The organism is Streptomyces coelicoflavus (assembly GCF_045041415.1).
In the GTDB taxonomy this organism is placed as follows: Bacteria; Actinomycetota; Actinomycetes; order Streptomycetales; family Streptomycetaceae; genus Streptomyces; species Streptomyces coelicoflavus.
Genome location: NZ_CP108218.1, coordinates 7,037,249 through 7,061,969 on the forward strand (window position 1 = coordinate 7,037,249; position 24,721 = coordinate 7,061,969).

The window sequence follows — 24,721 nt, forward strand, 5'->3', positions numbered from 1 at the left end:
GAGCACGCCCTCCCCGCCGGCGCGCGTGGGTCAGCGGCCCAGGGGGCGGCGGGGGAGCGGTGAGGAGTAGACGACGCTCGTGGTGACCGAACCCAGGGCGCTGATCCGGCCGGACACCTCCTCCAGGTGCCGCATCGAACGGGCCGCGACCTTGATGACGAAGCAGTCGTCGCCCGTGACGTGGTGCGCCTCCAGGATCTCCGGCGTGACCGCGACCAGGTCGTGGAACGGCTTGTAGTTGGCGACCGGATAGCGCAGCCGCACGAACGCCAGGATCGGCAGCCCCAGCCGCTCGGGGTCGACGACCGCCGCGTACCCCTGGATGATCCCGGCCTCCTCCAGCCGCCGCACGCGCTCCGTCACCGCGCTCGCGGACATCGAGACGGCACGCGCCAGTTCGGCGAAACTGGCCCGCCCGTCCCGCTGGAGCGCATCGAGGATGCGCCAGTCGGTGTCGTCCGGGGAATACTCGGTCATCCGGCAGAACTAGCACGGATTCCCTGGCGGAACAAGGCGCAGACCGGGGAAACGCCCTTCAGGCCGCACGCCGTGGTGCATAGATTTCTGGTCGGAGGATCCACCGAGGAGAGGCCCCACCATGAGCGTCACCACCATGAGCGTCACCACCACAGGCACCGCCACCGCCGCCGGTCACGTCAATCCCGTTCTGCGCACAGCACCCGCTCCGCCCGCCGAGGCCGCCGCGTACTTCCGGGCGAGCCTCGCCTTCCACACCGACGTCTCCGACGTCGCCGCCGCACTCGCGACCGGGGGCGACCCGGGGTTCGTGCTCGTCGACTGCCGGTCCACCGAGTCCTGGGACCAGGGCCACGTCCCCGGCGCCGTCCACCTGCCCACCGCGCTCGTCGCCGAGCGGGCCGGAGAACTCCTCGACCCCGCCGTGCCGGTGGTGACGTACTGCTGGGGCCCCGCCTGCAACGGCGCGACGCGTGCCTCCCTCGCCCTCGCCGAACTCGGTTACCGGGTCAAGGAGATGCTCGGCGGCTTCGAGTACTGGGTGCGCGAGGGCTTCGAGTTCGAGACCCGGCAGGGCACCGAGCGGCCCGCCGCCGACCCCCTGACCGTTCCGGTGGACGCGGCCGACTGCGGCTGCTGAGCGGCGTGTAGGTTCTGCCGCATGGTGCGATACGCGGAACCGGACGCGGTGGAGTGGGTCGAGTCGGGCGGAGGGCCGCTGATCGCGGTCCCGGAGACGGTCCTGCCGTTCTGGACCGGCGCCGACGGCGAGGAGACGGACTCCGACTACGACCGGGCCTGCGAGGTCGACGGCTACGTCGGACTCCTTCCCGTCGGAGACTCCACCGCCCTGGTGCTCGGCGACGAACCCGCCGCCACCGCCTACCTCCCCGACCACGCCACCTTCGTCCGCTGGTGCGCCGCGGACTCAGAGCAGGAGGTGCTGGCCGGTGTCCCCGCCGCCCTCGACGCGGCCGAGTGGGAGCCCGAGGTGTCCTGGCACGTCCCCGGCCCCGTGGTCCTCTTCGACGCCGCCTGGCCCGGCACCGCCTCCGACCGCGCCGGCCGAGTGCGGGTCACGCTGGACCCCGGCCGGTACGCGGTGCGCGCGACGGAGGTGCGCCCCGGGCCGGAGACCTGGCTGAGCCTCGTACACCTGCGGCGGCTCGCCGACCGGTAGCCGGGGACGATATTGGCGTGCGCGGCGGTCGCGGCCCACCCATGATGGGTGCCCATGCCCCGACTTCCCCATCCGGCACCCGAAGAACTGCGCCGCGATCCCCTGCCCCTGCGGGGCCGGACCGCCCTCGTCACCGGAGCCAGCCGGCGCGGCGGCATCGGCCACGCCGTGGCCCGGCGGCTCGCCGCGTACGGAGCGAGCGTCTACCTGCACCACCACGTGCCGCACGACGCCGCCATGCCCTGGGGTGCCGACCGCCCCGAGGACGTGGCCGACTCCGTACGTGCCGCGCTCGGCGACCCGGACGCCGTCGTGCACGCGGGCCCCGGCGACCTCACCCGCCCCGACGCACCCGGCGAACTCGTCGCCACCGCCGCCGAAGCGCTCGGCGGCCGGCTGGACATCCTCGTCGCCAACCACGCCCTCAGCGGGTCCGACGGCACCCTCGACACCATCGACGCCGCCATGCTCGACGCGCACTGGCAGGTCGACACCCGCTCGGTGCTGCTGCTGATCCAGGCCTACGCCCGTCGCCGTGCCGCGCTGCCGCCCCGCACACCCGGCGGACGCGTCGTGATGATGACCTCCGGCCAGGACATCGCGGGCGGCATGCCCGGCGAGATCGCCTACGCGCTCCAGAAGGGCGCACTCGCCTCCGTCACGCGCTCCCTGTCGACGGCCCTCGCCGAACACGCCGTCACCGTGAACGCGGTCAACCCCGGCCCGGTCGACACCGACTACCTGACCGGCGAGGACTACGACGCGATCGCCGCGCTCTTCCCCGCCGGTCGGTGGGGCATGCCCGACGACCCCGCCCGCCTCGTCGCGTGGCTGGCCACGGACGAGGCGGAGTGGGTCACCGGTCAGGTCGTCGACTCGGAGGGCGGTTTCCGACGGTGAGCGGCGAGGCGGGCGGACGTCACAGCCGCGACAGCTCGTCCACCAGGTCGTCCAGGCCCAGCGAGCCCTGGGAGAGGGCCGCCATGTGCCACGCCTTCGGGTCGAAGGCGTCGCCGTGCCGCTCGCGGGCCTTCTCCCGGCCGAGCAGCCACGCCCGCTCACCGAGCTTGTAGCCGATCGCCTGGCCCGGGATCGTCAGGTACCGGGTCAGCTCGCTCTCCACGAAGTCCGCCGGGCGGCTGCTGTGCGCGCCGAAGAACTCCTGCGCCAGCTTCGGCGTCCAGCGCTCACCCGGGTGGAAGGGGGAGTCCGCCGGGATCTCCAGCTCCAGGTGCATGCCGATGTCCACGATGACCCGGGCCGCCCGCATCATCTGCGCGTCCAGGTAACCGAGCCGCTGCTCGGCGTCCGTGAGGAAGCCCAGCTCGTCCATCAGCCGCTCCGCGTACAGCGCCCAGCCCTCGGCGTTGGCGCTGACCATGCCCACGGACGCCTGGTAGCGGGACAGGTCGTCCGCGACGTGCGTCCACTGCGCGAGCTGGAGGTGGTGGCCCGGGACGCCCTCGTGGTACCAGGTCGACACCAGGTCGTACACGGGGAAGCGGGTCTGGCCCATCGTCGGCAGCCAGGTGCGGCCGGGGCGGGAGAAGTCCTCCGACGGAGACGTGTAGTACGGCGCGGCCGCGCTGCCGGGCGGGGCGATGCGCGACTCCACCCTCCGTACCCGCTCGGCGAGTTCGAAGTGGGTGCCGTCCAACTGCTCGATCGCCTGGTCCATCAGGCCCTGCAACCAGTCCCGGACCTCGTCGACGCCCTCGATGTGCCTGCCGTGCTCGTCCAGGTGCGCCAGCGCCACCCACGGCGTCTCGGCGCCCGGCAGGATCTTCTCGGCCTCCGCCTTCATCTCCGCCAGCAGACGGTGGTACTCGGCCCAGCCGTAGGCGTACGCCTCGTCCAGGTCCAGGTCCGTGCCGTTGTAGTAGCGCGACCAGCGGGCGTAGCGCTCGCGGCCCACGGTGTTCGGGGCGCCCTCGATCGCCGGGGCGTACACGTCGCGCATCCAGTCCCGCAACTCCGCCACGGCGGCGGTCGCACCCCGGGCGGCCTCGTCCAGCTCGGCCCGCAGCGACTCGGGGCCGTCGGCGGCGAAGTCCTCGAACCAGCCACGCCCCTCGCCCGTGTCCGCCCACTCGCCGAGCTGCTCGACGAAGGTGGCGGTCGGACGCGGCGCCGCGTACAACTCGCGCTCCAGGCCCAGCGACAGGGACGCGCGGTAGCCCGCGAACGCCGCCGGCACCGCGCGCAGCCGCTCGGCGACCCGGGCCCAGTCCTCGTCGGTCCCGGTCGGGGTGAGGGTGAAGACCTCGCGCACCGAATGGGCGGCGGTGCCCATGTTGCCGACCGAGCGCAAGCCCTCGTCGGCCTCGTGGACCGCGAGTTCGGCCGTGAGGCGCTCGCGCAGCAGCCGCGCGCAGCGCCGCTCCACGTCGCTGTCCCCGCCCGGCCGGCGCTCCGCCTCGTCCAGCCGGGCCAGGGTGGTGCGGGCCAGTTCCGCGAGGGCCTCCTGCCCGGCGGGTGAGAAGTCGGGCAGGCGGCTGGAACTCTCCGCGACACCGAGATAGGTACCGGTGACCGGGTCGAGGGCGATGAGTTCGTCGACGTAGGCGTCGGCGACCTCGCGGGGCAGCGGGCTGTTGGTCTCTGACATGCGGACATCCTCATACGGATACCGGTGCCGCGTCAGCCCGTCGGGTCCGGCCCGACGGCCCGGGCGGCCGGATTTCGCTCAGGGCGTGGTACCGGGATCCGCCCCCGGGGCGGGCGCGGGCGCGGCAGGCGGCAGCAGGGGCCCGCACTCCCACTGCTGGAAGATCAACCGGGTCTCGACCCGGGCCACCTCCCGCTGGGACGTGAACTCGTCCAGGACCAGCCGTTGCAGGTCCGTCATGTCCGCGACCGCGACATGCACGAGGTAGTCGTCCGGACCGGTGAGGTGGAAGACGGTGCGCGACTCGGGCAGCGCCCGGATCCGCTCCACGAACGGGCCGACCAGCTCCCGCCGGTGCGGGCGCACCTGCACCAGCAGCAGCGCCTGGAGACCTCGCCCCATCCTCGCCGGGTCCAGTTCGAGCCGATGGCCGAGGATCACCCCGGCCCGCCGCAGCCGGGCCACCCGGTCCAGACACGTCGACGGGGCGACGCCTACCTGGGCGGCGAGATCGCGGTAGGTGGTCCGGGCGTCGTTCTGCAGCAACCGCAGCAGATGAAGATCCACCGGATCCAGTGCGACGGAATCGGCCATGAGCCGAACGTAGCACGGAGTATCGTCGCGCAGGCCCGGTCGGTGTTCACTCTTCGGGCATGGACTCAGCGCGCACGCACACGTCACCGTTCGACGACGTACGCACCACCGCACCCACGGGCAGGGCTCTGGCCACCGAAGCCGTGCACGCCGGCCGCGACGACCTCGCCGGCCAGGGACTGCACGCCCCGCCCATCGACCTGTCCACGACCTACCCGTCGTACGACAGCCGCGGCGAGGCCGCCCGCATCGACGCGTTCGCCACCACCGGCGCCGAGCCGGACGGGCCGCCGGTCTACGGCCGCCTGGGCAACCCGACCGTCGCCCGCTTCGAGACGGCGCTGGCCCGGCTGGAGGGGACCGAGGCCGCCGTCGCCTTCGCCAGCGGCATGGCGGCGCTGAGCGCGGTCCTGCTGGTCCGCGGCTCGATGGGGCTGCGGCACGTCGTCGCCGTACGGCCCCTGTACGGATGCAGCGACCATCTGCTGACCGCCGGGCTGCTCGGGTCCGAGGTCACCTGGACCGACCCGGCCGGCGTCGCGGACGCGCTGCGACCTGACACCGGCCTGGTGCTCGTGGAGTCCCCGGCCAACCCGACCCTGGCCGAGGTCGACCTGCGCGCCGTCGCCCACGCCTGCGGATCGGTGCCGCTGCTCGTGGACAACACCTTCGCCACACCCGTGCTCCAGCGTCCCGCCGAACACGGTGCGCGGCTGGTGCTGCACAGCGCCACCAAGTACCTCGGCGGGCACGGGGACGTGCTGGCCGGAGTGGTCGCGTGCGACGAGGAGTTCGCGGGGCGGCTGCGGCAGGTCCGCTTCGCCACCGGCGGAGTGCTGCACCCACTGGCCGGCTATCTGCTGCTGCGGGGACTGTCCACCCTGCCCGTCCGGGTACGCGCCGCGTCCGCCAACGCCGCCGAGCTGGCCGGGCGGCTGGCCGCCGACCCCCGGGTCGCCCGCGTCCACTATCCGCGCATCGGCGGCGCGATGGTCTCCTTCGAGGTCCACGGCGACCCGCACGAGGTCATCGCCGGCGTCCGGCTGATCACCCCGGCCGTGAGCCTCGGCAGCGTCGACACGCTCATCCAGCACCCGGCGTCCATCAGCCACCGCATCGTGGACGCGGACGACCGGCGGGACGCTGGGGTCGGCGACCGGCTGCTGCGGCTGTCGGTCGGCCTCGAGGACGTCGACGACCTGTGGGCCGACCTGGACCGGGCGCTGGGGGAGCGGACGGCCGGGGCGATCCCGCTGCGGGAGGCGCTGTCACCGGCCGAGTGACCGCCCGTCACGCCGGTGCCGGCCGGTGCGCTTGCCTGCGGGGCTGGCAGTCCTGGCAGGCCCCGCAGGCCTGCCGGTCCTGCCGGTCATTCCTGGCCGATCGGCTCTCCCTGAGGCAGGCGTGCCGCGGACCGGGCCGACGGCTCCAGACGGGCCGTGACGACCAGGGTCCCCTCCTCGATCTGGTAGTCGAGGGGGAGGCCCAGGCCGCGCATCGCGGCGACCATGCCGGTGTTGGACGCCTGCGTGACCGCGTACACGCTCTCGCATCCCGTCTCCGCCGCCATCGCCACGAGCCGGCCGAGGAGTTCGCCGCCGATGCCGCGGCGCTGCCACGCGTCCTCGACGAGCAGCGCGACCTCCGTCTCGTCCCCGTCCCACAGCAGATGACCGAGCCCGACGACGCGCCCGGAGGCGGTCTGCACGGCGAGGGTGCGGCCGAAGCGCGGGCTGAGCAGGTGGTTGAGATACCGGCCGGCGTCCCCGACCGGGCCGTGGTAGCGCATCCCGAGCGTCCGCGCCGAGCAGCGCTCGTGCATCGCCTTCGCCGCCTCCACGTCCCGCGTGTCGGCCCGGCGGACCGTGATGTCGCTCCCCTCGGGCAGCGTCAGCACGTCCCTGCCGCGCGGGACCCGCGGACCGAGCCGGGCGTCCAGCTCGACCAGGGCCCGCGCCCGGGCGAACTCCGCCGGGGTGAACGGCAACTGGGGCCGCTCCACGCTGATCACCCCGCCCTCCGGGGCGCGCAGCCGCAACACCGTGTCCTCGAGCGTGCCCTCCGGCGGTACGGTGCCGGCGGCTTCCGCCCCCGCCCCCGCACGCGCGGGCAGGGACCTGATGGTGCACCTGCCCAGCAACTGCCGCAGTGCCAACGGCAGCTCCGCGGCGTCCAGGGCCGTACGGGTGGCCAGGCCCAGCACCCGGGTCGGCGCGTCCACCAGGTCGTGGGCGTCCGCCCGCTCGGTCCAGGTCCGGGCACCGCCCGCCGCCGTCACCACGTCGGCCAGCTCGGTGCCGCTCAGCTCACCCGGGGCACGGAGCAGGAACTCGTCCACCGTGCCGTCGGCCAGCGGGTGCGTCTGAAGGCTCAGGATGTCGATCCGCCGGTCGGCCAGGGCCGCGCACAGCACGGCCAGCGATCCCGGCGCGTCCCGCACCGTCGTCCGCATCCGCCACAGGGCGCTCTCCCCACCCGGCCCGGTCCCGGTCGGCCCGGTCGTGCCTGCCCCGGCCCCGGCCCCACTTGCCCCGGTCCCGGCCGGCCGCCCGGCGGTGGGCGGCCGGGCGCCGGTATCCTCCGCGGGCGGCGCCTGCCCGTGGCGGCGTGACCACCGGGTGTGGAAGCCCGCCGTGGCGATCAGCGCGGCCAGCGAGGCCAGCACCATGACGGGCACCACGGGACCGTGCTCGACGAGATGGGTCACGGCGTCCGTCACATCAGACATGTCTCGACTCATGCACCCACTGTGAAGGAACGGTGTTGCGTGATCACGAACGCACTGTGACCGACGGGTAAAGAAGGCTTCCGTCGCATTCGTCCGCCTTTGGTTCGGTCTGGCGTCAGGAGGCGGCCGGTTCCTCCGCCAGCGCGTCCCGCAGCCGCCGCGCCTGCGTGACGAGCCGGGACGTGCCGCGCCGGTCCGCCACCCCCGGCAGGTGCGGCAGCCCGCCCCGGGCGCCCGTCCGCTCGGCGCACTCGGCCGCCACCGCCAGCAGCTCACCGAGCCCACGGGCCGAGGATGCCGTCGCGCCGGCGGAGAGGTCGGCGAGCAGTACGGGCAGGACCTGGCGGAGGACCGCCCACACCGTGGCGTTCGCCCCCGTCGCCGAGGCGGTGCGCACCGCGTCGGCGAGCCGCACCGGCTTCACCTCTCCGCGCCGCACCAACTGCCCGAGATCCGCGCCGAGCCGCTCCGGGTCCAGCCGGCCGCGTGCCGCCAGCACCAGCAGGGCGTCCACGGCGGCCAGCCGGTCCTCGGCATGCCGGGCACCCAGCCCGTAGGCCAGACACAGGTGCACCGCCTCGCCCGCTTCGCCGTCCGCGTCGGCGAGGTGGGGCAGCACCGCGGCGGCGGCGCCCCGCTGGTCGTCCACGGCCGCCTCGGACACGTCCCGCAGCAGCCGGGCGGCCACCAGCTCCGGCCGCTCGGGCAGGACGGCGAACCAGTGCTGTCGTATCTCGACGCTCCAGTGGCCGCAGTACCACCGGTCCGAGGAGGGACTCGCCGGACGTCCCAGCAGCCGGAGGGCGGCGGGGAACTCTTCCGCCCGAAGTCCGGGCGCCTCCCCGAGGTCCACCAGGATGCGGGTGGCCGTCGACCGCCGGGTGGTGGAAGGGGCGGTCCACTCGCCGGTCAGCAGGCGGGCGAGCCGATCACCCTGCTCGGTCCCGAGCGCTGCCGCGCGTCGCGCCGACGCCACCGCCGCCGTCCGGTCGTCCCGGCGCACACGCAGCAGTGCCTGGCCGAAGTCGACCGCCGCCACCCGGGCGCCCGCGCACCGGTAGGCGTCCAGGCGGTCCACCAGGTCGCCGGGTTCGAGCAGGCCGGTGCCCCAGGTGGGGGTGGCCAGAAGAAACGGCGGGGGATCGGTGCGCAGCCGGTGCGCCACCTCCCACATGCGGGCCGCGAAGGAGCGGGCCAGTGAGTTGTGCACACAGCCCGAGTCCGGCACCCCGTCCTGGACCACCCGGTGCAGGGTGTCCGTGCTCACCTTCCCGTGCAGGGTCGCCAGCAGGAGGTCCAAGGCCCGCGAGCCGTCGAAGAGTTCGGGGCGGCGAGCGAAGAAGTCGTCCGACGGGTGGCCGGGCCGCAGTTCGCGCTCGGCCCACCAGCGCCGGGCGACCACCGGTTCGAGGGCTTCCAGCAGCGCCTCCCGGTCCCGGTGGGCGTGCCGGACCAGCCCGTCCAGGGCGCGCTCGAAGGCGGACACGTCACCCCCCGAGGCCAGCAGCGCGCTGATCTCCTCGGCGACTTCGAGCGCCGAATCCGGAGCGGGAGCCAGACGCGCCCGCTGCGGCACGGCGGGCAGCACCTCCTCGTGGGCGAAGGCCCGGGAGTCCGGCGGTGTCGCCCCCAGGGTGCGGACCGCCCGCGCGCGCAGAGCCGGGACCAACTGTTCCGCCGCACCGGCGAGTTCCTCCCGGACGCCCTCGTCGGTGAACTTGCGGAGGTGCCGCTCGGCCAGCTTCAGGGCCCGCTCCTGCACGTCGGAGTCCTCGTGCCCGAACGCCTGGGCGGCGGCCGGCAGCAACGCGTCGGCCGTGGCGGGATCCCGCGTGAGCACCTTGCCCAGCAGCACGAGCTGCGCCCGGACGAGCTTCCGCTCGCTGCGGAACAGCACCGCGTCGGTCACCTCCGCCAACCGTCGCGGCGCCAGCTCTCCCGCCAGGGCCAGGGCCCCCAGCACCGACTGGGCGTGGGAGGCCACTGCCGGCACCGCGTCCGAGGCGAGCGCCGTCCAGTCGGCCGTCCGCAGCCGCTCCTCCTCACGGGTGAGCGCCAGGTCGTGCAGCAGGCGCAGGAACACCCGCAGCTCGGCCGGCGTGCCACCGCGCAGCAGCCGGGCCACACACGCGTCGACCATCGTCCGCCGGTCGAGTGTGCCCTCGGCGGTCAGCCGGGCCAGGGCGCCGGTCCAGCCGTCGGGCCCGTCGCCGGACAGCCAGCCCAGCCGCACTCCGACGCCTTCGGTGCGGAAGAGGACGGCGACCAGCTCCGACACGTGCGGGTCCCGGCGCAGCCGGTCGCAGACCGTTCCCCCGCGCTGCCAGGCGCCGCCGACGTGGTCCAGCCAGCCCTGGACGTACGCCTCCGTCGTGGGCACCGGGCAGCCGGACAACCGCACGAGGCCGGCCATCAGCTCGTACGACACGTTGGAACCGGCCGGGCGCTGGGCGAGCCGGTGCACCACGTCTGCCAGCCACCCGGGGTCCCGGTCGCCCAGCACATGCAGCAGGACCGCCGGTGACGCCTGCGACCAGCGCATGTCGACGGCCGCGAGCCAGCTCGCCACGGCCGCCGCGCCGGTCTGGCAGGCGGCCCCGGCCGCGTGCAGTGCCGGGTGGGCCAGGCGGGACTCCGCGGACCAGCGAGCCGTCCGCAGCTCCTGGCGGACGGCCTTCAACCCGGGGAAGCAGGCGCGCCGTTGCGCGTCCGTCATGCCGTCGAGCAGTGACACGACCTCGGCCGTCCGCCCCGCTCGCACCGCCCCGACCAGCAGCCCGGCCGTTTCCGCCGTCCCGCACCCGCTCCCGGTCGCAGGCGCCTCCGTAGCCGTCGTCATCGCGCACCCCCGTCGATCCGAACCGTCCCCCGCGCGTCCGCGGCGCCCCTCCGTACCATCCGTACCGCCAGCGCGTGCTTGCACGGCCCGCGCCCGCCCCGGTACTTGGCCCACCACAGACAGCTGCACGTGAGGACCCCCGCCTCCTCGCGCACCCGGTGCACGTGACCGTCCTCGGCCGTGACCGTCCCGACCGGGCCGTCCAGGGCGACCGCTCCCGCGGCCACCAGGACACGGGCCGAACGCAGCCGGGGATTGTGGCGCTCCACGCGCTCCGCGTCGTACGGCAGCTCCCGGTGGAAGTAGGCCGCCTCCGCGGTGTCGTAACCGACGCGTCCCGACGTGCCGAGGCGGACCAGCGCCGCACGCACCCGCTCCGCGGTCAGCCCCGAGGCGGCGGCCAGGTCGGCGATGTCGATCCGCGGCTCCCAGGCGAGGAGCACCGAGACCAGCTCGGCGTCCCCGGCGGCCTCGTCGGTGGCCAGCGCGTCGAGCACACCGCCCTCCCCGGAGAACCCGCGTGCGGCGTCGGGGGACAGGGTGAGCGTGAGGCGCATGCCCGGCAGGAGCACCTCCCAGGCGGAGGCGGTGGCGGCGCTCCCCGGGGCGACCGTCGGCCCGTAGACCCGCAGGGCCGTGGCGTGCCGCAGTACGCGCCGCAGCGCGACCAGGCGCTCCGGGCCGGGCAGGCACACCGCGCCGGGCACCGCACGCGTCGTCGGCCGCAGCGAACGACCCGACGGCACCACCCACCGGGGGCCACCCGCTCCGTTCCTGCCACCGCGGGGCAGGGCCCGCAGGAAGCGCACCGCCTCGGCCGCGCCCAGTTCGGCCCGCAGGTCGAAGCCGGCCGCTATGACCTGGGCCTCGGCGAAGCCGCGCAGCCACCGGTCGGGCAACGGCACCTTCTTCTCCACGACCGGGCCGTCCAGCGTGGTCACGGCCAGCTCCTCGGGACCGACGCGCAGATGCAGCGGGTCGTCGGCGCCGGTCCGGGACAGGGCCTCGCGCAACGGGTCGTTGACGTCGACGTTCGTCGTGCCGTGTCCGACCTGCCCGCCGTCGAGGCCCGCCTCCAGCACGTCCAGGCGGGCGTACACCCCGCCGCAGCCGGAGAAGGACTCGAAACGCAGTCGGTCGCCGCTGCCCGTCACCACCGGGTCGAGCGAGGCGCGCAGCTGCGGCTGGTAGTACCGCGCGGCGGCCACGTCGGCCACCGCGAGCAGCGCCGCGGACGCCTTCTGGGGCGACGTCAGGAACCCCGCGAAGAACTGCGGATGGTCCACGGCACCGGCGGGCGTCGCGCCCCGGGAGGTCTCCAGCCCCAGGCGTCGTCCGCCCGCCGCGGACTCCAGTACGGAGGGTCGTCGATAGGCCACGGCCTGCAAAGATCGCGTCATGGAAAAACCGTAGAGGCGCCCACTGACAATCGCTGTGACCAGCACAAACGGGCGCTCGGGGACGGTAGTTCGACGCACGCGCCAGCATCGCGCGCGGGGCCGCGCACCGGGGGATGACGCCGGCGCGCGGCTCGCCTGCGACAGGCTACGGGACTACTGGCCGACCCGGCCCGGCCGCAGCACCTTCGTGAACAGCACCGTGCCGTCCTGCTCGCGCAGCCGCACCGTCATCTCGGCGCTTGCGCCGTCGATGTCGACCTCGCCGAAGAACTGGTAGCCGCCCGCGGGCGACACGTTGGAAGCCGTCGGCGCCTTCACGAAGACGCGTTCGGGACCGAAGGTGCCGTCCAGCGCACTGGCGGGGAACGCGCCCGCGTTGAGCGGCCCGGACACGAACTCCCAGAACGGCTCGAAGTCGCCGAACGCCGCCCGCGACGGCTGGTAGTGCTGGGCCGACGTGTGGTGGACGTCGGCCGTCAGCCACACCGTGCCCGTGATCCGCCGGTGCTTGACGAAGCGCAGCAGCTCTGCGATCTGAAGCTCGCGCCCCAGGGGTGCGCCGGGATCGCCCTGCGCGATCCCCTCGATGTTCGCCTCGCCCTCGGTGGCGTCCGGCACGACCAGACCGATCGGCATGTCCGCCGCGATCACCTTCCACACCGCACGCGACCGGGCCAGCTCCCGCTTGAGCCAGTCCAACTGCTCGCGGCCCAGGATGCCCTGGGGGTCCACGCGCCGGCCGCCGGGGGAGTTGGCGTTGCGGTACGTCCGCATGTCCAGCACGAACACGTCCAGCAACGGGCCCTGGCGCAGCACCCGGTGCACCCGGCCCTCGCGCGCGCCGGGGCGCAGGGTGGAGAGCGGGAAGTACTCGCCGAACGCGCGCCGGGCACGGGCGGCCAGCACGTCGACGCTCTTCTCGCGGTACCGGTCGTCCGTCTCGGCGATCACCTGCCCCGGGTACCAGTTGTTGCGCACCTCGTGGTCGTCCCACTGGACGATCGACGGGACCTGGGCGTTGAAGCGCCGCAGGTTCTCGTCGAGCAGGTTGTAGCGGAAGTTGCCGCGGAACTCCGCGAGGGTCTCGGCGACCTTGGACTTCTCCTCGGTCGTGATGTTCCGCCAGGTGCCGCCGTCGGGCAGGGCGGCCGTCTCCGGGATGGGGCCGTCGGCGTAGATGTTGTCGCCGCTGCACAGGAAGAAGTCGGGGTCCAGGGCGCCCATGGCGTCGTAGATGCGATAGCCGCCGAGGTCCGGGTTGATGCCCCAGCCCTGGCCGGCGAGGTCGCCGGACCACACGAAGCGCACGCCGTCGCGCCGGCGGGCCGGCACGGTGCGGAAGGTGCCGGAGACCGGCTCACCGGTACGGCGCGGGTCGTCCGGGTCGGCGAGCAGTACCCGGTAGTGGATCTGCTCGCCCGGCGGCAGGCCGCGCAGCCGCGTGGTGCCGGTGAAGTCGGTGTCGCGCCCGAGCAGCGGGCCGTGCCACCGGTGCGGGCGGCGGAACGACTCGGTCGCGGACGTCTCGACGATCATCCGGGCCGGCCGGTCGGACCGCACCCACACCAGACCGGAGTGGGAGGTCACGTCTCCCGTCTGCACGCCCCAGCCCGCCCCCGGCCGCCCCGAACGGGCGAACGCCGGCGCCGCCGCGAGGGCGGTGGGCAGGGTCAGGGCCGCCGACGCGGCGAGCGAACCGCGCAGCACGCTGCGGCGGCCGGGCAACGGACGTGGTGACATGGATGCGCCTCCAGGGACGGGATCCGGCCCGCTCTCGGGTGGTGTTCGGGCCACTGTGCGCAGCCAGACCTACTGGTACGGCGCGGCGCCCGGGGAAAATGCGGGTGAACAACCGGGACGGGTGAGCGGCCCGCGCCCGTGCGAGACGGGCCGGAGTACCCACCGCGGGTCGGCCGGAGTACCCACCACGGGTCGGCCGGAGTACCCACCACGGGTCGGCCGTCGTATCCACCGCGGGTCGGGCCGCCGTAAGCACCGCGGGTCGGCCGCCGTATCCACCGCGAGCCGGATCGGCCTGATCACCGCGAGTCGGATCGCCGTAGTCGCCACGAGCCGGATCGCCGTAATCACCGCGAGCCGGATCGCCGTATCCACCGCGAGCCGGGCCGCCGGGTTCACACGGCCGCCGCCATCCTCGCCACCCCGGCCCGGATCCGCCCCGGCGTCAGATGCGCGTACCCCAGCACCAGCCGTACCTGCTCCGGGGACCGCGAGGCACCTGCCACCTGATCGCCCGCCACCCCACCGTGCCCGTACGCCGTCAGCGAGCGCACCGCGACGCCCGCCTCCTCCACGCGCGCGAGGAAGCGCTCCTCGGGCCCGTACCGCTCGGGCAGCGTGGCGATGGCGTGCAGGCCGGCGGCGATGCCGGTGACCCGTGAGCCCGGGAAGTGCTCGGTCAGTGCCGCTACCAGGGCATCGCGGCGCTCCCGGTAGGCGCGCTGGCAGACACGGAGCTGGCGGTCGTAGTCGCCGTGCTCGACGAAGCGGGCGAAGAGTGCCTGGTCGAGGGCCGGATGCCCGAGGTCGGTGGTGCGCTTGCGCTCGACGACGTCGTCCGCCAGCCAGTCCGGCACCAGCAGCCAGCCCAGCCGCAGCCCCGGGGCGAGGGACTTGCTGACCGAGCCCGTATAGGCGACGCGCTCCGGGTCGAGCCCCTGGAGCGCGCCCACGGGGGCACGGTCGTAACGGAAGTCGCCGTCGTAGTCGTCCTCCAGGACGAGGCCGTCCACGGACCGTGCCCAGGCGAGCAGTTCGGCACGGCGCCGGGCCGAGTAGGCGATCCCGGTGGGGAACTGGTGGGCCGGGGTCGTCACCACGACGCGTACGCCCGAGGCGTGCAGCGGGCCCAGGGCGAGTCCCTCGCCGTCCAGGGGCAGTGGGACGGTGCCGACGCCCGCCGAGGCGTACAGCGCGCAGTGCTGGGGGCTGCCGGGATCCTCGACGCCCGCGGTGCGCGTCCCGCGCGCGTGGAGCACGCTCGCCAGCAGCGCGGTCGCCTGCGCCACCCCTGAGACCACCACGATGCGCTCGGGGTCCGCCACCACGCCCCGGCGCCGCGCGAGCAGTTCGGCCAGGGCGGACCGCAGCCGGGGCAGCCCCCGCGGGTCGGGATAGCCGAGGCTCTCGTGCGGCAGGTCCGTCAGCACGCTCCGCTGCGCCGCGGCCCACGCCGAACGGGGGAACAGCGACAGGTCCGGTGTCCCCGGCACGAAGTCCGCCAGGTCGCCGCGAGAGCGCGGGGCGAGATCCCGCGCGCGGGGCCGGGCAGCGCGCACGGCGTCGCCCACCCAGGTGCCCGCACCCCGTCCGCTGCGCAGATAGCCCTCGGCCGTCAGCTGCTCGTACGCCTCCGTGACCAGCCCCCGCGACACGCCGAGGTCGGCCGCGAGGTCCCGGCTCGACGGCAGGCGGGTGCCCGCGGCGAGCCGGCCCGAGCGGACCGCGTCCCGCAGCGCCTCCTGAAGTGCGCGGCCACGCGCGCGTGCCGGCGCCGACGCGGCGGGCAGCAGCAACTCCCACGCTGACGTCATGAAAACAGCCCCCCGAGGATCACCCGTCCCAATCGCCCCCACTTTACGAGGGGTTGGAGCCGTCGGTGCGTAAACCGAGTGACAGACCACAGCGAGGGGGCAGGCCGATGCCGGCCCCGGAATCGTCAGCGCAATTCAGGAGCGCCCGTGGACGCCAAGAACCGTTTCGAGACGAAGGTCACCTTCGCTCTCTCCCGACTCGAATGGCTGGGCTTTCTCGCCGTATCACTCGTGCTCGCGGTCCAGCACCGTACGGAAATCCGCTGGGGCGTTTTCGTGCTGCTGTTCGCCGTGATCGACGCCATCGGATATGTTCCCGGCGCGATCGCCTTCCGGCGCCACCCGGACCGACCGGTTCCGCGTGGCTACTACGTGGCCTACAACACGATGCACAGCCTGGTCACCGCAGGCGTCCTGGCCGGGGCGTGGGCCCTGTTCGTCCGGCCGGAATGGGCGCTGCTGGCCCTTCCGATCCATCTCATGGGCGACCGGGCGCTCTTCGGGAACTCCCTGAAACCCTTCGGTGTCGCCTTCGAACCGGAAGCCAGCCCGGCGTTCCGGCTGTTCGAGCAGAAATACGGGCCGGAAAGGGATTCCCGAGGCTCTCGTGTACCCGGCGCGACCGGTGCGGCGCGGAATTCCCTGGAGGGCACCGATGCCGTCCGTACATGACACGCTCGCCGCGCACAGCGACAACCCCAGTTCCTTTCTCGCTCTCAACAGCGGGAACTCGTACTTCCAGGACGACCGGTTCGACGGTGCCTGCGCCTACCGCACCTCCGGGCGCTACGTCCTGCAATTCGGCGGTCCCTTCACGGCGCCCGAGCACCGCACGCGCCTCCTGGAGGCCTTCGCCGCCCACACCGGACGCCGCCTGGTCGCCGTACAGCTGCAACGGGCGGACGCCGAGCTGTACGCGGCGCGAGGCTTCACGGTCAACCAGATCGGCGCCTCGTACGCCGTGGACCTGAGCCGTTTCACGCTGCGCGGCTCACGGTTCGTGCGCCTGCGGAACAAGATCTCGCGCGCCCGGCGGGCCGGCCTGGAGATCGCCGAGGTCCGGGACGGCGACGACTGCGCCGAGCTCGACCGCCTCGACCAGCGCTGGCTCCGGGACAAGGGGCGGCACGTCAAGGAGCTGCGGTTCCTGGTCGGCCAGCGGACCGGCAGCCTTCAGCGGCACCGGCGCCTGTTCGTCGGCCGGATCGGCGGCGAGGCGGTCGGCTACGTCAACTACTCGCCGGTGTACGGCAGCCGCCCCGGCATGCTGCACGACCTCAGCCGCCGCAGCCCCGACGCCCCGCCCGGCGTGATGGAGGCGCTCAACGCCACCGTCATGGAGCGGCTGACCGCCGACGGAGCCGGCTGGCTGCACTTCGGGTTCACGCCGTTCACCGGGCTCGACCCGGGTCACGAACTGCCCGGGGCCAGCGGTCTGTTCAGCCGGTTCGCCCGCCTGCTGGCCGAGCACGGCGACGCGATCTACCCCGCGGCCTCCCAGCTCGAGTACAAGCAGAAGTGGGCCCCGCACGCCGTACTCCCGGAGTACATCGCCTTCCGCGGCCGGCCCCGCCTCGGGGCCGTCTGGCAGCTCCTGCGCGCCACCAACGCCGTCTGAGAGCCGCCGCCCCGGCCGGTGTGCCTTTTCGCATTCGCCTCCGTCCCGTCCGCCGTGCAGTTCCCCGTCCGTCGCGCAGTTCCCCGTCCGTCCCGTTCGTCCCGTCCGTCGCGCGGTTGCACGCCCGTCCCGTCCGTACCGCAGTCCCGCCCCGCCCTCATCCGTCCAGGAGGACCGCACGCCCATGAGATTCCTCGAGCGTGAACGCACCACCCTCGCCAAGCTGCTGCCCGACCTGGACCCCGCACTGCGGGAGATCCCCCTGATGGAACTGGAACGGCCGGGCAGCCCTGGCATCCGGCTCTTCCGGGACAGCGGTGGCCCCGGACTCCTCGTCCCCGAGTCCCACCAGGGGCGCGGCGCCACCGCGCTGGACGCGCTGCGGGTGCAGCGGGCCATCGGCAGCCGCTCGCCGTCCCTGGCCGTGGCCACCACCATGCACCACTTCTCCATGGCGACCCTGGTCGGTCTCGGCGGCCTCGGCGACGGCCTGGAGTGGATGCTCATCGAGGGCGTCGCGTCGAGCAACCGCGTCATCGCCTCCGGCTTCGCCGAGGGGCGCCCCGGCGCCGGCATCCTGGACCCGTCGATGAGTGCCACCGTGACCGCCGACGGCATCCGAGTCAACGGCGTCAAACGGCCGTGCAGCCTCGCCCACTCGATGGACGTGCTCACCGCGGGCGTGGTGATCCCGCGCGAGGACGGACAGGGCGACGAACTCGCCGTTGCCCTCGTGCCCGCCGACAGCGAGGGCCTGAGCGTCAGCGGCTTCTGGTCCAGCACCTTCCTGGCCGGAGCCGAGAGCGAACAGGTCACGCTCACCGACGTCCTCGTCCCGCCGGAACTCGTCCTGCGCACCGCCACGACCTCCGGGGACCGTCTCGACGAGCTCCAGACCGCCGGCCTGGTCTGGTTCCAGGTGCTGATGACGGGCAGCTACCTCGGCGCCGCGTCCGCCCTGGTGGAACGGGTGCTGCTGAACGAGCGGGTCCCCGAGCACGAGCGGGTGCGCCTCTTCGTCGAGACCGAGGCCGCGATGGCCACCGCCGAGAGCGTCGCCCGCCGCGTCGACGCCGGGGAAGTGGACGAGTCGGCCCTCGCCCAGTCGCTGTGCGTGCGCTACGGCGTCCAGGACGCCCTCGCCCGCATCGTCCCCCGCGCGGTCGAACTGCTCGGCGGACTGAACTTCATGACCTCGGACGAGGTGGGCCACCTGGCCGCCTGCGCCAACGGGCTGGCCCTGCACCCGCCGTCGCGCTCGCGCATGACGGGCCCGCTCTCGGCGTACCTGGCCGACGGTCCGCTCGCCATCGCGTGACCCCACGGGGCCCGGGGAGCCCCGTACCGGCCGCCGTCCCACCGAACCCCGTACCGGCCGCCGTCCCGCCGCCCCCACGTTCCACGGCAGTCGAAACCCGTCGAGGGGAGCCCACCATGCCGCTCAACGCCACTCGTCCCACCGTCCTTCCCGCACCGCCCCGCGCCACCGTGCGCGAACGTCCCACCCTGCTGCTGACCGGCGGTTCCGGAGTCCTCGGGCGGGCCCTGATCGACGAACTGGCACCCGACTACGACCTGCTCTGCCTGCGCCGCAGCAGGCCCCTGCACGATCCGCGCGTGCGCGAGGTCGAGGGCGACCTCCTCGCCCCGCGCCTCGGACTGGGCGCCGGCGAGTGGTACGAACTGGCCCTGCGCGTCGACGTGGTGCTGCACTCCGCCGCCCAGACCAACTGGCGCACCCCGCCCGAGGAGATCGTGCGCACCAACACCCTCGGTGCGGAGACGATGCTCGACCTGGCCGCCCGTGCGGACGCGCCCTTCTACCTGGTCAGCACCGCGTTCGTCGCCAACACGCCGAGTGACGAGGACCGGGAGCGCTTCCCCGGCGCCGCCGCCTACCTCGACTCCAAGAGCAGGGCCGAGCAACTGACGCGCGAGGCCGGGCTGCCCGGTGCCATCGTGCGGCCCTCCGTCGTCATGGGCCACTCCGCCACCGGCCGCATCGCCGGACAGCAGGGCCTCACCAAGACGATCGGCGCGATGGTCCTCGGCCAGGTACCGGTGCTGCCCGGCGCCCCCGAGGCGCGGGTCGACATGATCCCGCAGGACTACGTCACCCGCGCCGTCGGCACCCTGATCCGCGGCGGCGTCGGCAGCGGCGAGTACTGGCTCACCGCGGGCAGTCAGGCGCCCGCTCTGAGCGAGATCGCCGACACCTGCGCCGAGTTCGCCGTCCGCCGCGGCCTGCCCCGGCCACCGCGGCCCCGGCTCATCCCCGTCGAGGCCGTCCACCGGCTGCTGCTGCCCATGCTGGAGGGCACCTCCCTGCCCGCCTCGGTGCGGCAGCGGTTCCGGCACTACGCCGAACTGCTGCTGGTCTTCCAGCGCGAGCTGCCGTTCGACACCTCCCTGGGCACCCCCGACTGCGGCACCCGTGTGACCCATGCCGACATCCGCGCCGCACTCGTACGCAATCTGGAGAGCTGGGCGGCGGACCGCGCCGGCCTGTCCGGGCGACACCGTGAGCCCGCCGCCGCCGCGGCGGCCGGCACGGAGGTGGCGTGATGACCGTGTCGCCCCCTTCCGCGGAAGCCGCCCGAGCCGCCCGAGCCGTCCAGGGCGCCCAAGCCGCCGAGCCCGCCGAGCCCTCCGAGCCCGCCGAGTCCTCCGAGCCCGCAGAGTCCGCCGAGTCCGGCGCGGCCGCCGGCCGGACCGATGTCGTGGACCTCTACCTCAAGCACATCGGCTCCGGCCGCGCCGTCATGGGCCGGGTCATGGGCGGCATGGCCGAGGTCCGCTCCGAGGGCGCCTGGATCCACGCCGACGACGGCCGGCGCTTCCTGGACTTCGGCGGCTACGGCGTCTTCATCCTCGGCCACCGCCACCCGGCCGTCGTCGAAGCCGTGCACCGGCAGATCGACACCCACCCGCTGGCCAGCCGCGTCTTCCTCGAACCCGTCGCCGCCCGAGCCGCCCAGGCCCTCGCCGCCCACACCCCGCCCGGCGTCGACTACGTCCACTTCGTCAACTCCGGCGCCGAGGCCACCGAGGCCGCCCTGAAACTCGCCCGCGCCCACGGCCGCACCTCGGTGATCACCACCCGGCGCGGCTTCCACGGCAAGACACTCGGCGCCCTCAGCGTCACCGCCAACGCCACCTACCAGACGCCCTTCCAGCCGTTGCTCCCCGACGTCACCCAGGTCGACTACGACGACCCGGCCGACCTCGAACAGGCGCTCGCGGCCCGGCGCGACCGTGCCTGCGTCATCGTCGAACCCGTCCAGGGCGAAGGCGGCGTCCGCATCCCCCGCCGCGGCTACCTGAGGCAGGTGCGCGCCCTGTGCAGTGCCTACGGCGCCCTGCTGGTGGTCGACGAGATCCAGACCGGCATGGGACGCCTCGGCACCTGGTGGGGCGTCGACGCCGAAGGGGTGTGCCCGGACGTGCTGCTGGCCGGCAAGGGGCTCAGCGGCGGGGTCGTACCGATCGCCGCCATGGCCGCCACCGCGGAGGCCTACGGTCCGTTCAGCCGCGACCCGTACCTGCACACCTCCACCTTCGGCGCGTCCCCGATCGCCTGCGCCGCCGCGCTGGCCACCGTACGGGCGATGGAGGCCGAGAACACCGTGGCCCGGACCGCCGCGCTCGGCCTGCGCCTCCTCGCCGCCGTACGGGAGGTGTGCGCTCCGTACGAGGGCGGTCTGGTCCGCGAGGTGCGCGGCCGGGGACTGCTGATCGGCATCGAGTTCGCCGAGGAACAGGCGGTCGGCGAGCTGCTCCTCGAGCTGATCGCCCGCGGTGTCCTCGTCAACCACTCCCTCAACTCCACCCGGGTGCTGCGGCTGACCCCGCCGGCCGTCGTCGCGGACGCCGAGCTGGACCTGTTCCTCACCACCCTCGCCGAGGCCCTGCACAGTACGGCCGACCGCATGTCGGACCGGCCGGCGCGCTGAACGTCCGGCCGGCGCGCTGAAAGGCCGGCCGGCACCCCGCGTCTGCCCACCCCCGGCACCCGCGTTTGCCCACCACCCGGAAGGAACCGAACGCCCCATGCGCCACGTGGTCCTGCACGCCCTCGCCGAGGGCCTCGCACCCGCCGACGTCTACCGCCGCATCAGCGACTTCGGCAGCTACCCCGAGTACAGCGACGTCTTCCGCGAGGTGCGCGTCGAACCGACGCTGCCCGACGGCTCCACCGTCTCGGACTGGACCGTCGAGTTCCGGGGCGGCCTGATGCGCTGGCGGGAGCGCGACACCTACTCGCCCGATACCCATTCCCTCGCCTTCGAGCAGCTCAGCGGCGACTTCCAGACCTTCGAGGGCAGCTGGCGGTGCGAGCCGCGGGACGGCGGCACCCTCGTCGTCTTCACCGCCGCCTTCGACCTCGGCATCCCCTCACTGGCCGAGATCCTCGACCCGGTGGCCGAGTCGACGGTGCGCACCAACATCGCCCGTGTGCTGCGGGGCCTGGCGGACGCGGAGGTGATCGATGAACGCGCGACTGCGGCTCGTGGCTGACCGGGCGGCGGCGACCGTCGAGACCCCGTCCGCCGGACCCCCGCACGGGGAGCCCCTGCACGAGGAACCCGGGCCGGGCGCCGCCCGCTGCCTCGGCCTCTACGCCAAGCTGGCCGCCGGAGTGACCGTCGTGACCGCCCGCGGCGAGGACGGCCCGCTCGGCATGACCGTCTCCGCCGTCACCTCGCTCTCCGCCCGGCCACCGCTGCTCCTGGCCTGTCTGCGGGACGGCTCCCGCACCCTCGCCGCCGTCCGCTCCCGCCGCACCTTCGCCGTGCACCTGCTGCGCGAGGAACAGCAGGACCTGGCCGGCCGGTTCGCGTCTCCCACCACGACCGCGGCCGAGCGGTTCGCGGGGACGGACATGCGGCAGGTGCTGGGCGTCCCCGTGCTGGCCGGGGCGCTCGCCTGGTCGGTGTGCCTCACCGAGGACGTCCGCCGCTACGGCGACCACCACCTGGTCGTCGGCCGGGTGGCCGCCGTGCACGTGGGCGCCGGCCGTCCCCTGCTGTGGCACGACCGCAGGTTCGGCGCGCTGACCGAGCCGGTGCCGGACGCCGCCGGATGAGTGGGCAGCCGGCCGGAACGCCGTGCTGGGACCGGGCGGAACTGCCGCCGCAGCCCCAACTGCACGGCGTGGTCACCGCGGACGTGGCCGTCGTCGGGGCCGGTCTGGCCGGGCTGTCCTGCGCCTACCACCTCGCGGAACGCGCCCCCGGGCTCGACATCGCGGTGATCGACGCACAGCACCCGGCCGCCGGGGCCAGCGGCCGGGGCACCGGACTCCTCGGCCCTCGCGCCGGCCCCGCCCTCGACCACGCGGTACGCCGCTTCGGCGCCCGGACGGCACACCGGATGCACCGGGCCAGTCAGCAGGCGGTACGGGACGTGCTCGACCTGTGCTCCCGGCTCGACGTGCCCTGCGGGCTGCGGCCCGGCGAGCAGCTCATGGCCACCCGCTCGCCCGCGGGCCTGGTGGCACTCGCCCGCCAGGCCCGCGCCGGCCGCGAACTGGGCCTGGACCTCCCCGTCCTCTCCCCGGCCGGCATCCGCGAACGCGTCGCGGTGTCCTACCGCGCCGCGCTCCTGCACCGCCCGGCCGCCACCCTCGACCCGGCCGCCCTGACCTGCGCCCTCGCACGCGCCTGTGCCGACAAGGGCGTGCGCTTCTACGGCCGCAGCCCGCTGCTCGCCCTGCGCCCCGGCGACCTGGTCGGCCCGGAGCTGGTCCTGCCGCACGGCCGCCTGTACGCCGGGCAGGCGGTGCTGGCCGTCAACTCCGCCGCGCAGGCGCTGGACCTGCCGGTCGGCACCATCCTGCCGCTGGAGGTGTACGCCGTCGCCACCGGGCGGCTGAGCTCCGCCGCGTACGAGCTGCTGGGCGGACGCGCCGGACCCGCCGTGGTCGACGCGGTGCCGCTGGCGCCGTACTTCCGTCTGCTCCCGGACGGGGGCCTGGTCGCGGGCGGCGGCACTGCCACGGTTCCGGCCGGGCTCGCCGCGCCCCGGCTCCAGGCGGTGCGCGAGCGTGCCTGGGCCCGGCTGGAGCGCTGGCTGCGGGCCCTGCACCCCGACCTGGCCCGGGTCCGGGTCACCCACCGGTGGTCCGGCCGGATCGGCATGACCGCCGACGGCCTTCCGGTGGTCGGGCCGGTGCCGGGGTACTCCGACGTCTGGTACATCGGCGGCTGCGGCGGCCACGGTCTCGCCCTCTCCGTGGCGCACGGCGCACATGTGGCGGGCGCACTGCTCGGCGAGCCGGATCCCGGCGACCCGCTTCCCTGGCACCGCTCGCGCGCCCCCCGTCTGCCCCTGAGCGGCCCTGTGCGCCCCCTGCTCCGCGCCTGTGTGGACGCACACGGGTGGGCCGTGCGGCGTGTCTGCTGACGGCCGCCGTGCCGTGGTGTCCCATTCCAGTTCCTGAGACCGACCGGGAGGTTCACATGCTGCGACTCAGCCTGGGCAGGGACGGTCAACTGCCGCCGTCCGTGACCATGGGCACCGTCGATGTCGCCTTTCACCTGGCCGCGCGGGGCCGGCCGCTCCCCGTCGTGTTCGCGTTCGCGTTCGACGGCGCGGCGCCGACCCTGGACTCGCTCCGGGCGCGGGTGGCCGAACGCGCCCACGGCATCCCGGCGTTGCACTACCGCATCGCGCGGGAGCGCCGCAGGTTCCGGAGGGTGGACCGGATCGCGGCGGACCGGCACGTGCACGAGGCGTGGCTGCCCGAGGACACCGACGGGTCGGCGACCGGGCGGCTGATGCTGTCCCGTCCCATGAACGCCGACGGCCGCCCGCCCTGGGACGTGTGGCTGGTGCACGGTCCGGCGGGCCGCCACACGCTCTGCTACCGCACCGACCACGCGTTCCAGGACGGTGTGGGCGCCGCCTACACCGCCCGCGCCCTGCTCGGCGACGACCCGGAGGGCGGGCCGGTTCCGCAGCCCCGCCGCCTGCCCACCGCCGCCGGCCTCGTGGGCACGCTGGGGGACCTGGCGGGGGCTTTCGGCGCGGCCACGGCGAAACCGGCCTTCGACGGCGTGTGCACCGGGCGCGTCGACGTGTGCCACGCGGAGACCTCACTCGCCCGGCTCCGCGCCGTCGGCCGCGGGTACGGGGCCACCGTGACCGACGTCTACCTCGCCGCCCTGTCCCACGCCGTCCACACCTGGCACCTGAAGGAGACTGGCACGGTGCATCCGCCGTTGCCCGTGGCGATCCCGATGTCCGTCCGCGCCCGGGGCGAGGAGCGGGCCCCGGGCAACCGCATGATCACCGCCCGGATCCTGCTGCCGTGCGACGAGGAGTCCCCGCAGCGGGCGCTGGCCCGGGTCGTGGCCGCGATGAACGGGCTGCGGACCGGCCGGCGGCGCGACTCCATGCGCGTGCTGCTGGCGGCCACCCCGCGGTCCGTCGGTGCCCGGGTCGGCGTCCGGCTGGTGCACGGCAGGCTCGTCGCGGGGCCGGTGAGCAGCGTGAACTTCGGTACGGCGCTGGTCCACCAGGGGCTCGCGGCCCGGCGGGCGGCCGTCTACACGAGCGTCGCGTCCGGCATCCGCAGCGTGGTGACGCTGACCAGCCAGCACGACACCGCCTGCCTGACCGTCGTGCACGACGTGGCGCTGCGCACCGCCGACGAGCTCCCCGACCTGTGGCTCGCGGCGCTGCTGGAGCTGGAACGCCGCTGACGCCTCGCCGTACGGCG

General features: G+C 74.4%; 21 protein-coding genes. 13 read left to right on the forward strand and 8 right to left on the reverse strand.

The features are described 5' to 3' along the window. Positions 1-30: 30 nt before the first annotated feature. On the reverse strand, positions 31-477 hold the full coding sequence (locus OHA99_RS31650) for an Lrp/AsnC family transcriptional regulator (protein ID WP_153180877.1): 447 nt from the start codon (positions 475-477) through the stop codon (positions 31-33). Between the two features lie 136 nt (positions 478-613). Between OHA99_RS31650 and OHA99_RS31655 the strand changes: the two genes are divergently transcribed. From OHA99_RS31655 to OHA99_RS31665, 3 genes are read left to right on the forward strand one after another with little or no spacing between them, the layout of a single operon-like run. Next, positions 614-1,117 (forward strand): rhodanese-like domain-containing protein, encoded by a 504-nt coding sequence (locus OHA99_RS31655; RefSeq protein WP_153182071.1) that lies wholly within the window; start codon positions 614-616, stop codon positions 1,115-1,117. Positions 1,118-1,138: 21 nt separating this feature from the next. After that, on the forward strand, positions 1,139-1,657 hold the full coding sequence (locus OHA99_RS31660; protein ID WP_153180878.1) for an immunity 21 family protein: 519 nt from the start codon (positions 1,139-1,141) through the stop codon (positions 1,655-1,657). A gap of 54 nt (positions 1,658-1,711) precedes the next feature. Continuing rightward, positions 1,712-2,557, forward strand: a complete 846-nt coding sequence (locus tag OHA99_RS31665; RefSeq protein WP_153180879.1) for an SDR family oxidoreductase — start codon at positions 1,712-1,714, stop codon at positions 2,555-2,557. 19 nt (positions 2,558-2,576) lie between these two features. Here OHA99_RS31665 and OHA99_RS31670 read toward each other — a convergent pair whose 3' ends face one another. Together OHA99_RS31670 and OHA99_RS31675 are read right to left on the reverse strand one after the other, a co-directional pair. Further along, positions 2,577-4,265, reverse strand: a complete 1,689-nt coding sequence (locus OHA99_RS31670; RefSeq protein WP_153180880.1) for a DUF885 domain-containing protein — start codon at positions 4,263-4,265, stop codon at positions 2,577-2,579. Positions 4,266-4,343: 78 nt separating this feature from the next. After that, on the reverse strand, positions 4,344-4,859 hold the full coding sequence (locus tag OHA99_RS31675) for an Lrp/AsnC family transcriptional regulator (protein WP_153180881.1): 516 nt from the start codon (positions 4,857-4,859) through the stop codon (positions 4,344-4,346). Between the two features lie 59 nt (positions 4,860-4,918). On the opposite strand from OHA99_RS31675, the gene OHA99_RS31680 reads away from it, so the two are divergent. After that, on the forward strand, positions 4,919-6,142 hold the full coding sequence (locus OHA99_RS31680; protein WP_153180882.1) for a PLP-dependent aspartate aminotransferase family protein: 1,224 nt from the start codon (positions 4,919-4,921) through the stop codon (positions 6,140-6,142). An 86-nt stretch (positions 6,143-6,228) separates the two neighbouring features. Here OHA99_RS31680 and OHA99_RS31685 read toward each other — a convergent pair whose 3' ends face one another. The 5 genes from OHA99_RS31685 to OHA99_RS31705 all read right to left on the reverse strand — a co-directional run bounded on the left by OHA99_RS31685 (position 6,229) and on the right by OHA99_RS31705 (position 15,380). Continuing rightward, positions 6,229-7,587: a GNAT family N-acetyltransferase gene (locus OHA99_RS31685; protein WP_366473423.1), complete on the reverse strand. Its 1,359-nt coding sequence runs from the start codon at positions 7,585-7,587 to the stop codon at positions 6,229-6,231. 115 nt (positions 7,588-7,702) lie between these two features. After that, positions 7,703-10,426 carry a DUF6493 family protein gene (locus OHA99_RS31690; protein ID WP_405698461.1) on the reverse strand — a complete coding sequence of 908 codons (2,724 nt, stop codon included), beginning with the start codon at positions 10,424-10,426 and terminating at the stop codon, positions 7,703-7,705. Beyond that, on the reverse strand, positions 10,423-11,826 hold the full coding sequence (locus OHA99_RS31695; RefSeq protein WP_153180885.1) for an SWIM zinc finger family protein: 1,404 nt from the start codon (positions 11,824-11,826) through the stop codon (positions 10,423-10,425). Before OHA99_RS31695 ends, OHA99_RS31690 begins: the two co-directional genes overlap by 4 nt. Before the next feature lie 153 nt (positions 11,827-11,979). Beyond that, on the reverse strand, positions 11,980-13,566 hold the full coding sequence (locus OHA99_RS31700) for an alkaline phosphatase D family protein (RefSeq protein WP_366473420.1): 1,587 nt from the start codon (positions 13,564-13,566) through the stop codon (positions 11,980-11,982). 395 nt (positions 13,567-13,961) lie between these two features. Further along, a complete protein-coding gene (locus OHA99_RS31705; protein ID WP_153180886.1) occupies positions 13,962-15,380 on the reverse strand; it encodes a PLP-dependent aminotransferase family protein in 1,419 nt (472 codons plus the stop codon). 147 nt (positions 15,381-15,527) lie between these two features. Between OHA99_RS31705 and OHA99_RS31710 the strand changes: the two genes are divergently transcribed. From OHA99_RS31710 to OHA99_RS31750, 9 genes are all read left to right on the forward strand, one after another. Then, on the forward strand, positions 15,528-16,052 hold the full coding sequence (locus tag OHA99_RS31710) for a hypothetical protein (protein WP_405698462.1): 525 nt from the start codon (positions 15,528-15,530) through the stop codon (positions 16,050-16,052). Further along, the gene (locus OHA99_RS31715) at positions 16,036-16,998 is read left to right on the forward strand and encodes a bifunctional lysylphosphatidylglycerol flippase/synthetase MprF (RefSeq protein ID WP_153180888.1); all 963 of its coding nucleotides are present in this window, start codon (positions 16,036-16,038) and stop codon (positions 16,996-16,998) included. The genes OHA99_RS31710 and OHA99_RS31715 overlap by 17 nt, the downstream gene beginning before the upstream one ends. A gap of 184 nt (positions 16,999-17,182) precedes the next feature. Next, the gene (locus OHA99_RS31720) at positions 17,183-18,316 is read left to right on the forward strand and encodes an acyl-CoA dehydrogenase family protein (RefSeq protein ID WP_153180889.1); all 1,134 of its coding nucleotides are present in this window, start codon (positions 17,183-17,185) and stop codon (positions 18,314-18,316) included. A gap of 116 nt (positions 18,317-18,432) precedes the next feature. Beyond that, positions 18,433-19,563: an SDR family oxidoreductase gene (locus OHA99_RS31725; protein ID WP_381571032.1), complete on the forward strand. Its 1,131-nt coding sequence runs from the start codon at positions 18,433-18,435 to the stop codon at positions 19,561-19,563. Beyond that, a complete protein-coding gene (locus OHA99_RS31730) occupies positions 19,563-20,951 on the forward strand; it encodes an aspartate aminotransferase family protein (RefSeq protein ID WP_405698463.1) in 1,389 nt (462 codons plus the stop codon). Before OHA99_RS31725 ends, OHA99_RS31730 begins: the two co-directional genes overlap by 1 nt. A gap of 97 nt (positions 20,952-21,048) precedes the next feature. After that, on the forward strand, positions 21,049-21,516 hold the full coding sequence (locus OHA99_RS31735) for an aromatase/cyclase (RefSeq protein WP_153180892.1): 468 nt from the start codon (positions 21,049-21,051) through the stop codon (positions 21,514-21,516). Further along, entirely contained in the window at positions 21,488-22,084 is a 597-nt protein-coding gene (locus OHA99_RS31740) for a flavin reductase family protein (protein ID WP_194280174.1), read from the forward strand. The genes OHA99_RS31735 and OHA99_RS31740 overlap by 29 nt, the downstream gene beginning before the upstream one ends. Next, on the forward strand, positions 22,081-23,403 hold the full coding sequence (locus tag OHA99_RS31745; RefSeq protein WP_153180893.1) for an FAD-binding oxidoreductase: 1,323 nt from the start codon (positions 22,081-22,083) through the stop codon (positions 23,401-23,403). Before OHA99_RS31740 ends, OHA99_RS31745 begins: the two co-directional genes overlap by 4 nt. A 56-nt stretch (positions 23,404-23,459) precedes the next feature. Then, on the forward strand, positions 23,460-24,704 hold the full coding sequence (locus OHA99_RS31750; protein WP_194280175.1) for a wax ester/triacylglycerol synthase domain-containing protein: 1,245 nt from the start codon (positions 23,460-23,462) through the stop codon (positions 24,702-24,704). Positions 24,705-24,721 lie beyond the last annotated feature (17 nt).

Bases quoted from the DNA above. Each gene is read 5' to 3' on its own strand.
- OHA99_RS31650 (WP_153180877.1), bottom strand. From the start codon at position 477: ATGACCGAGTATTCCCCGGACGACACCGACTGGCGCATCCTCGATGCG.
- OHA99_RS31655 (WP_153182071.1), top strand. From the start codon at position 614: ATGAGCGTCACCACCACAGGCACCGCCACCGCCGCCGGTCACGTCAAT.
- OHA99_RS31660 (WP_153180878.1), top strand. From the start codon at position 1,139: ATGGTGCGATACGCGGAACCGGACGCGGTGGAGTGGGTCGAGTCGGGC.
- OHA99_RS31665 (WP_153180879.1), top strand. From the start codon at position 1,712: ATGCCCCGACTTCCCCATCCGGCACCCGAAGAACTGCGCCGCGATCCC.
- OHA99_RS31670 (WP_153180880.1), bottom strand. From the start codon at position 4,265: ATGTCAGAGACCAACAGCCCGCTGCCCCGCGAGGTCGCCGACGCCTAC.
- OHA99_RS31675 (WP_153180881.1), bottom strand. From the start codon at position 4,859: ATGGCCGATTCCGTCGCACTGGATCCGGTGGATCTTCATCTGCTGCGG.
- OHA99_RS31680 (WP_153180882.1), top strand. From the start codon at position 4,919: ATGGACTCAGCGCGCACGCACACGTCACCGTTCGACGACGTACGCACC.
- OHA99_RS31685 (WP_366473423.1), bottom strand. From the start codon at position 7,587: ATGTCTGATGTGACGGACGCCGTGACCCATCTCGTCGAGCACGGTCCC.
- OHA99_RS31690 (WP_405698461.1), bottom strand. From the start codon at position 10,426: ATGACGACGGCTACGGAGGCGCCTGCGACCGGGAGCGGGTGCGGGACG.
- OHA99_RS31695 (WP_153180885.1), bottom strand. From the start codon at position 11,826: ATGACGCGATCTTTGCAGGCCGTGGCCTATCGACGACCCTCCGTACTG.
- OHA99_RS31700 (WP_366473420.1), bottom strand. From the start codon at position 13,566: ATGTCACCACGTCCGTTGCCCGGCCGCCGCAGCGTGCTGCGCGGTTCG.
- OHA99_RS31705 (WP_153180886.1), bottom strand. From the start codon at position 15,380: ATGACGTCAGCGTGGGAGTTGCTGCTGCCCGCCGCGTCGGCGCCGGCA.
- OHA99_RS31715 (WP_153180888.1), top strand. From the start codon at position 16,036: ATGCCGTCCGTACATGACACGCTCGCCGCGCACAGCGACAACCCCAGT.
- OHA99_RS31720 (WP_153180889.1), top strand. From the start codon at position 17,183: ATGAGATTCCTCGAGCGTGAACGCACCACCCTCGCCAAGCTGCTGCCC.
- OHA99_RS31725 (WP_381571032.1), top strand. From the start codon at position 18,433: ATGCCGCTCAACGCCACTCGTCCCACCGTCCTTCCCGCACCGCCCCGC.
- OHA99_RS31730 (WP_405698463.1), top strand. From the start codon at position 19,563: ATGACCGTGTCGCCCCCTTCCGCGGAAGCCGCCCGAGCCGCCCGAGCC.
- OHA99_RS31735 (WP_153180892.1), top strand. From the start codon at position 21,049: ATGCGCCACGTGGTCCTGCACGCCCTCGCCGAGGGCCTCGCACCCGCC.
- OHA99_RS31740 (WP_194280174.1), top strand. From the start codon at position 21,488: ATGAACGCGCGACTGCGGCTCGTGGCTGACCGGGCGGCGGCGACCGTC.
- OHA99_RS31745 (WP_153180893.1), top strand. From the start codon at position 22,081: ATGAGTGGGCAGCCGGCCGGAACGCCGTGCTGGGACCGGGCGGAACTG.
- OHA99_RS31750 (WP_194280175.1), top strand. From the start codon at position 23,460: ATGCTGCGACTCAGCCTGGGCAGGGACGGTCAACTGCCGCCGTCCGTG.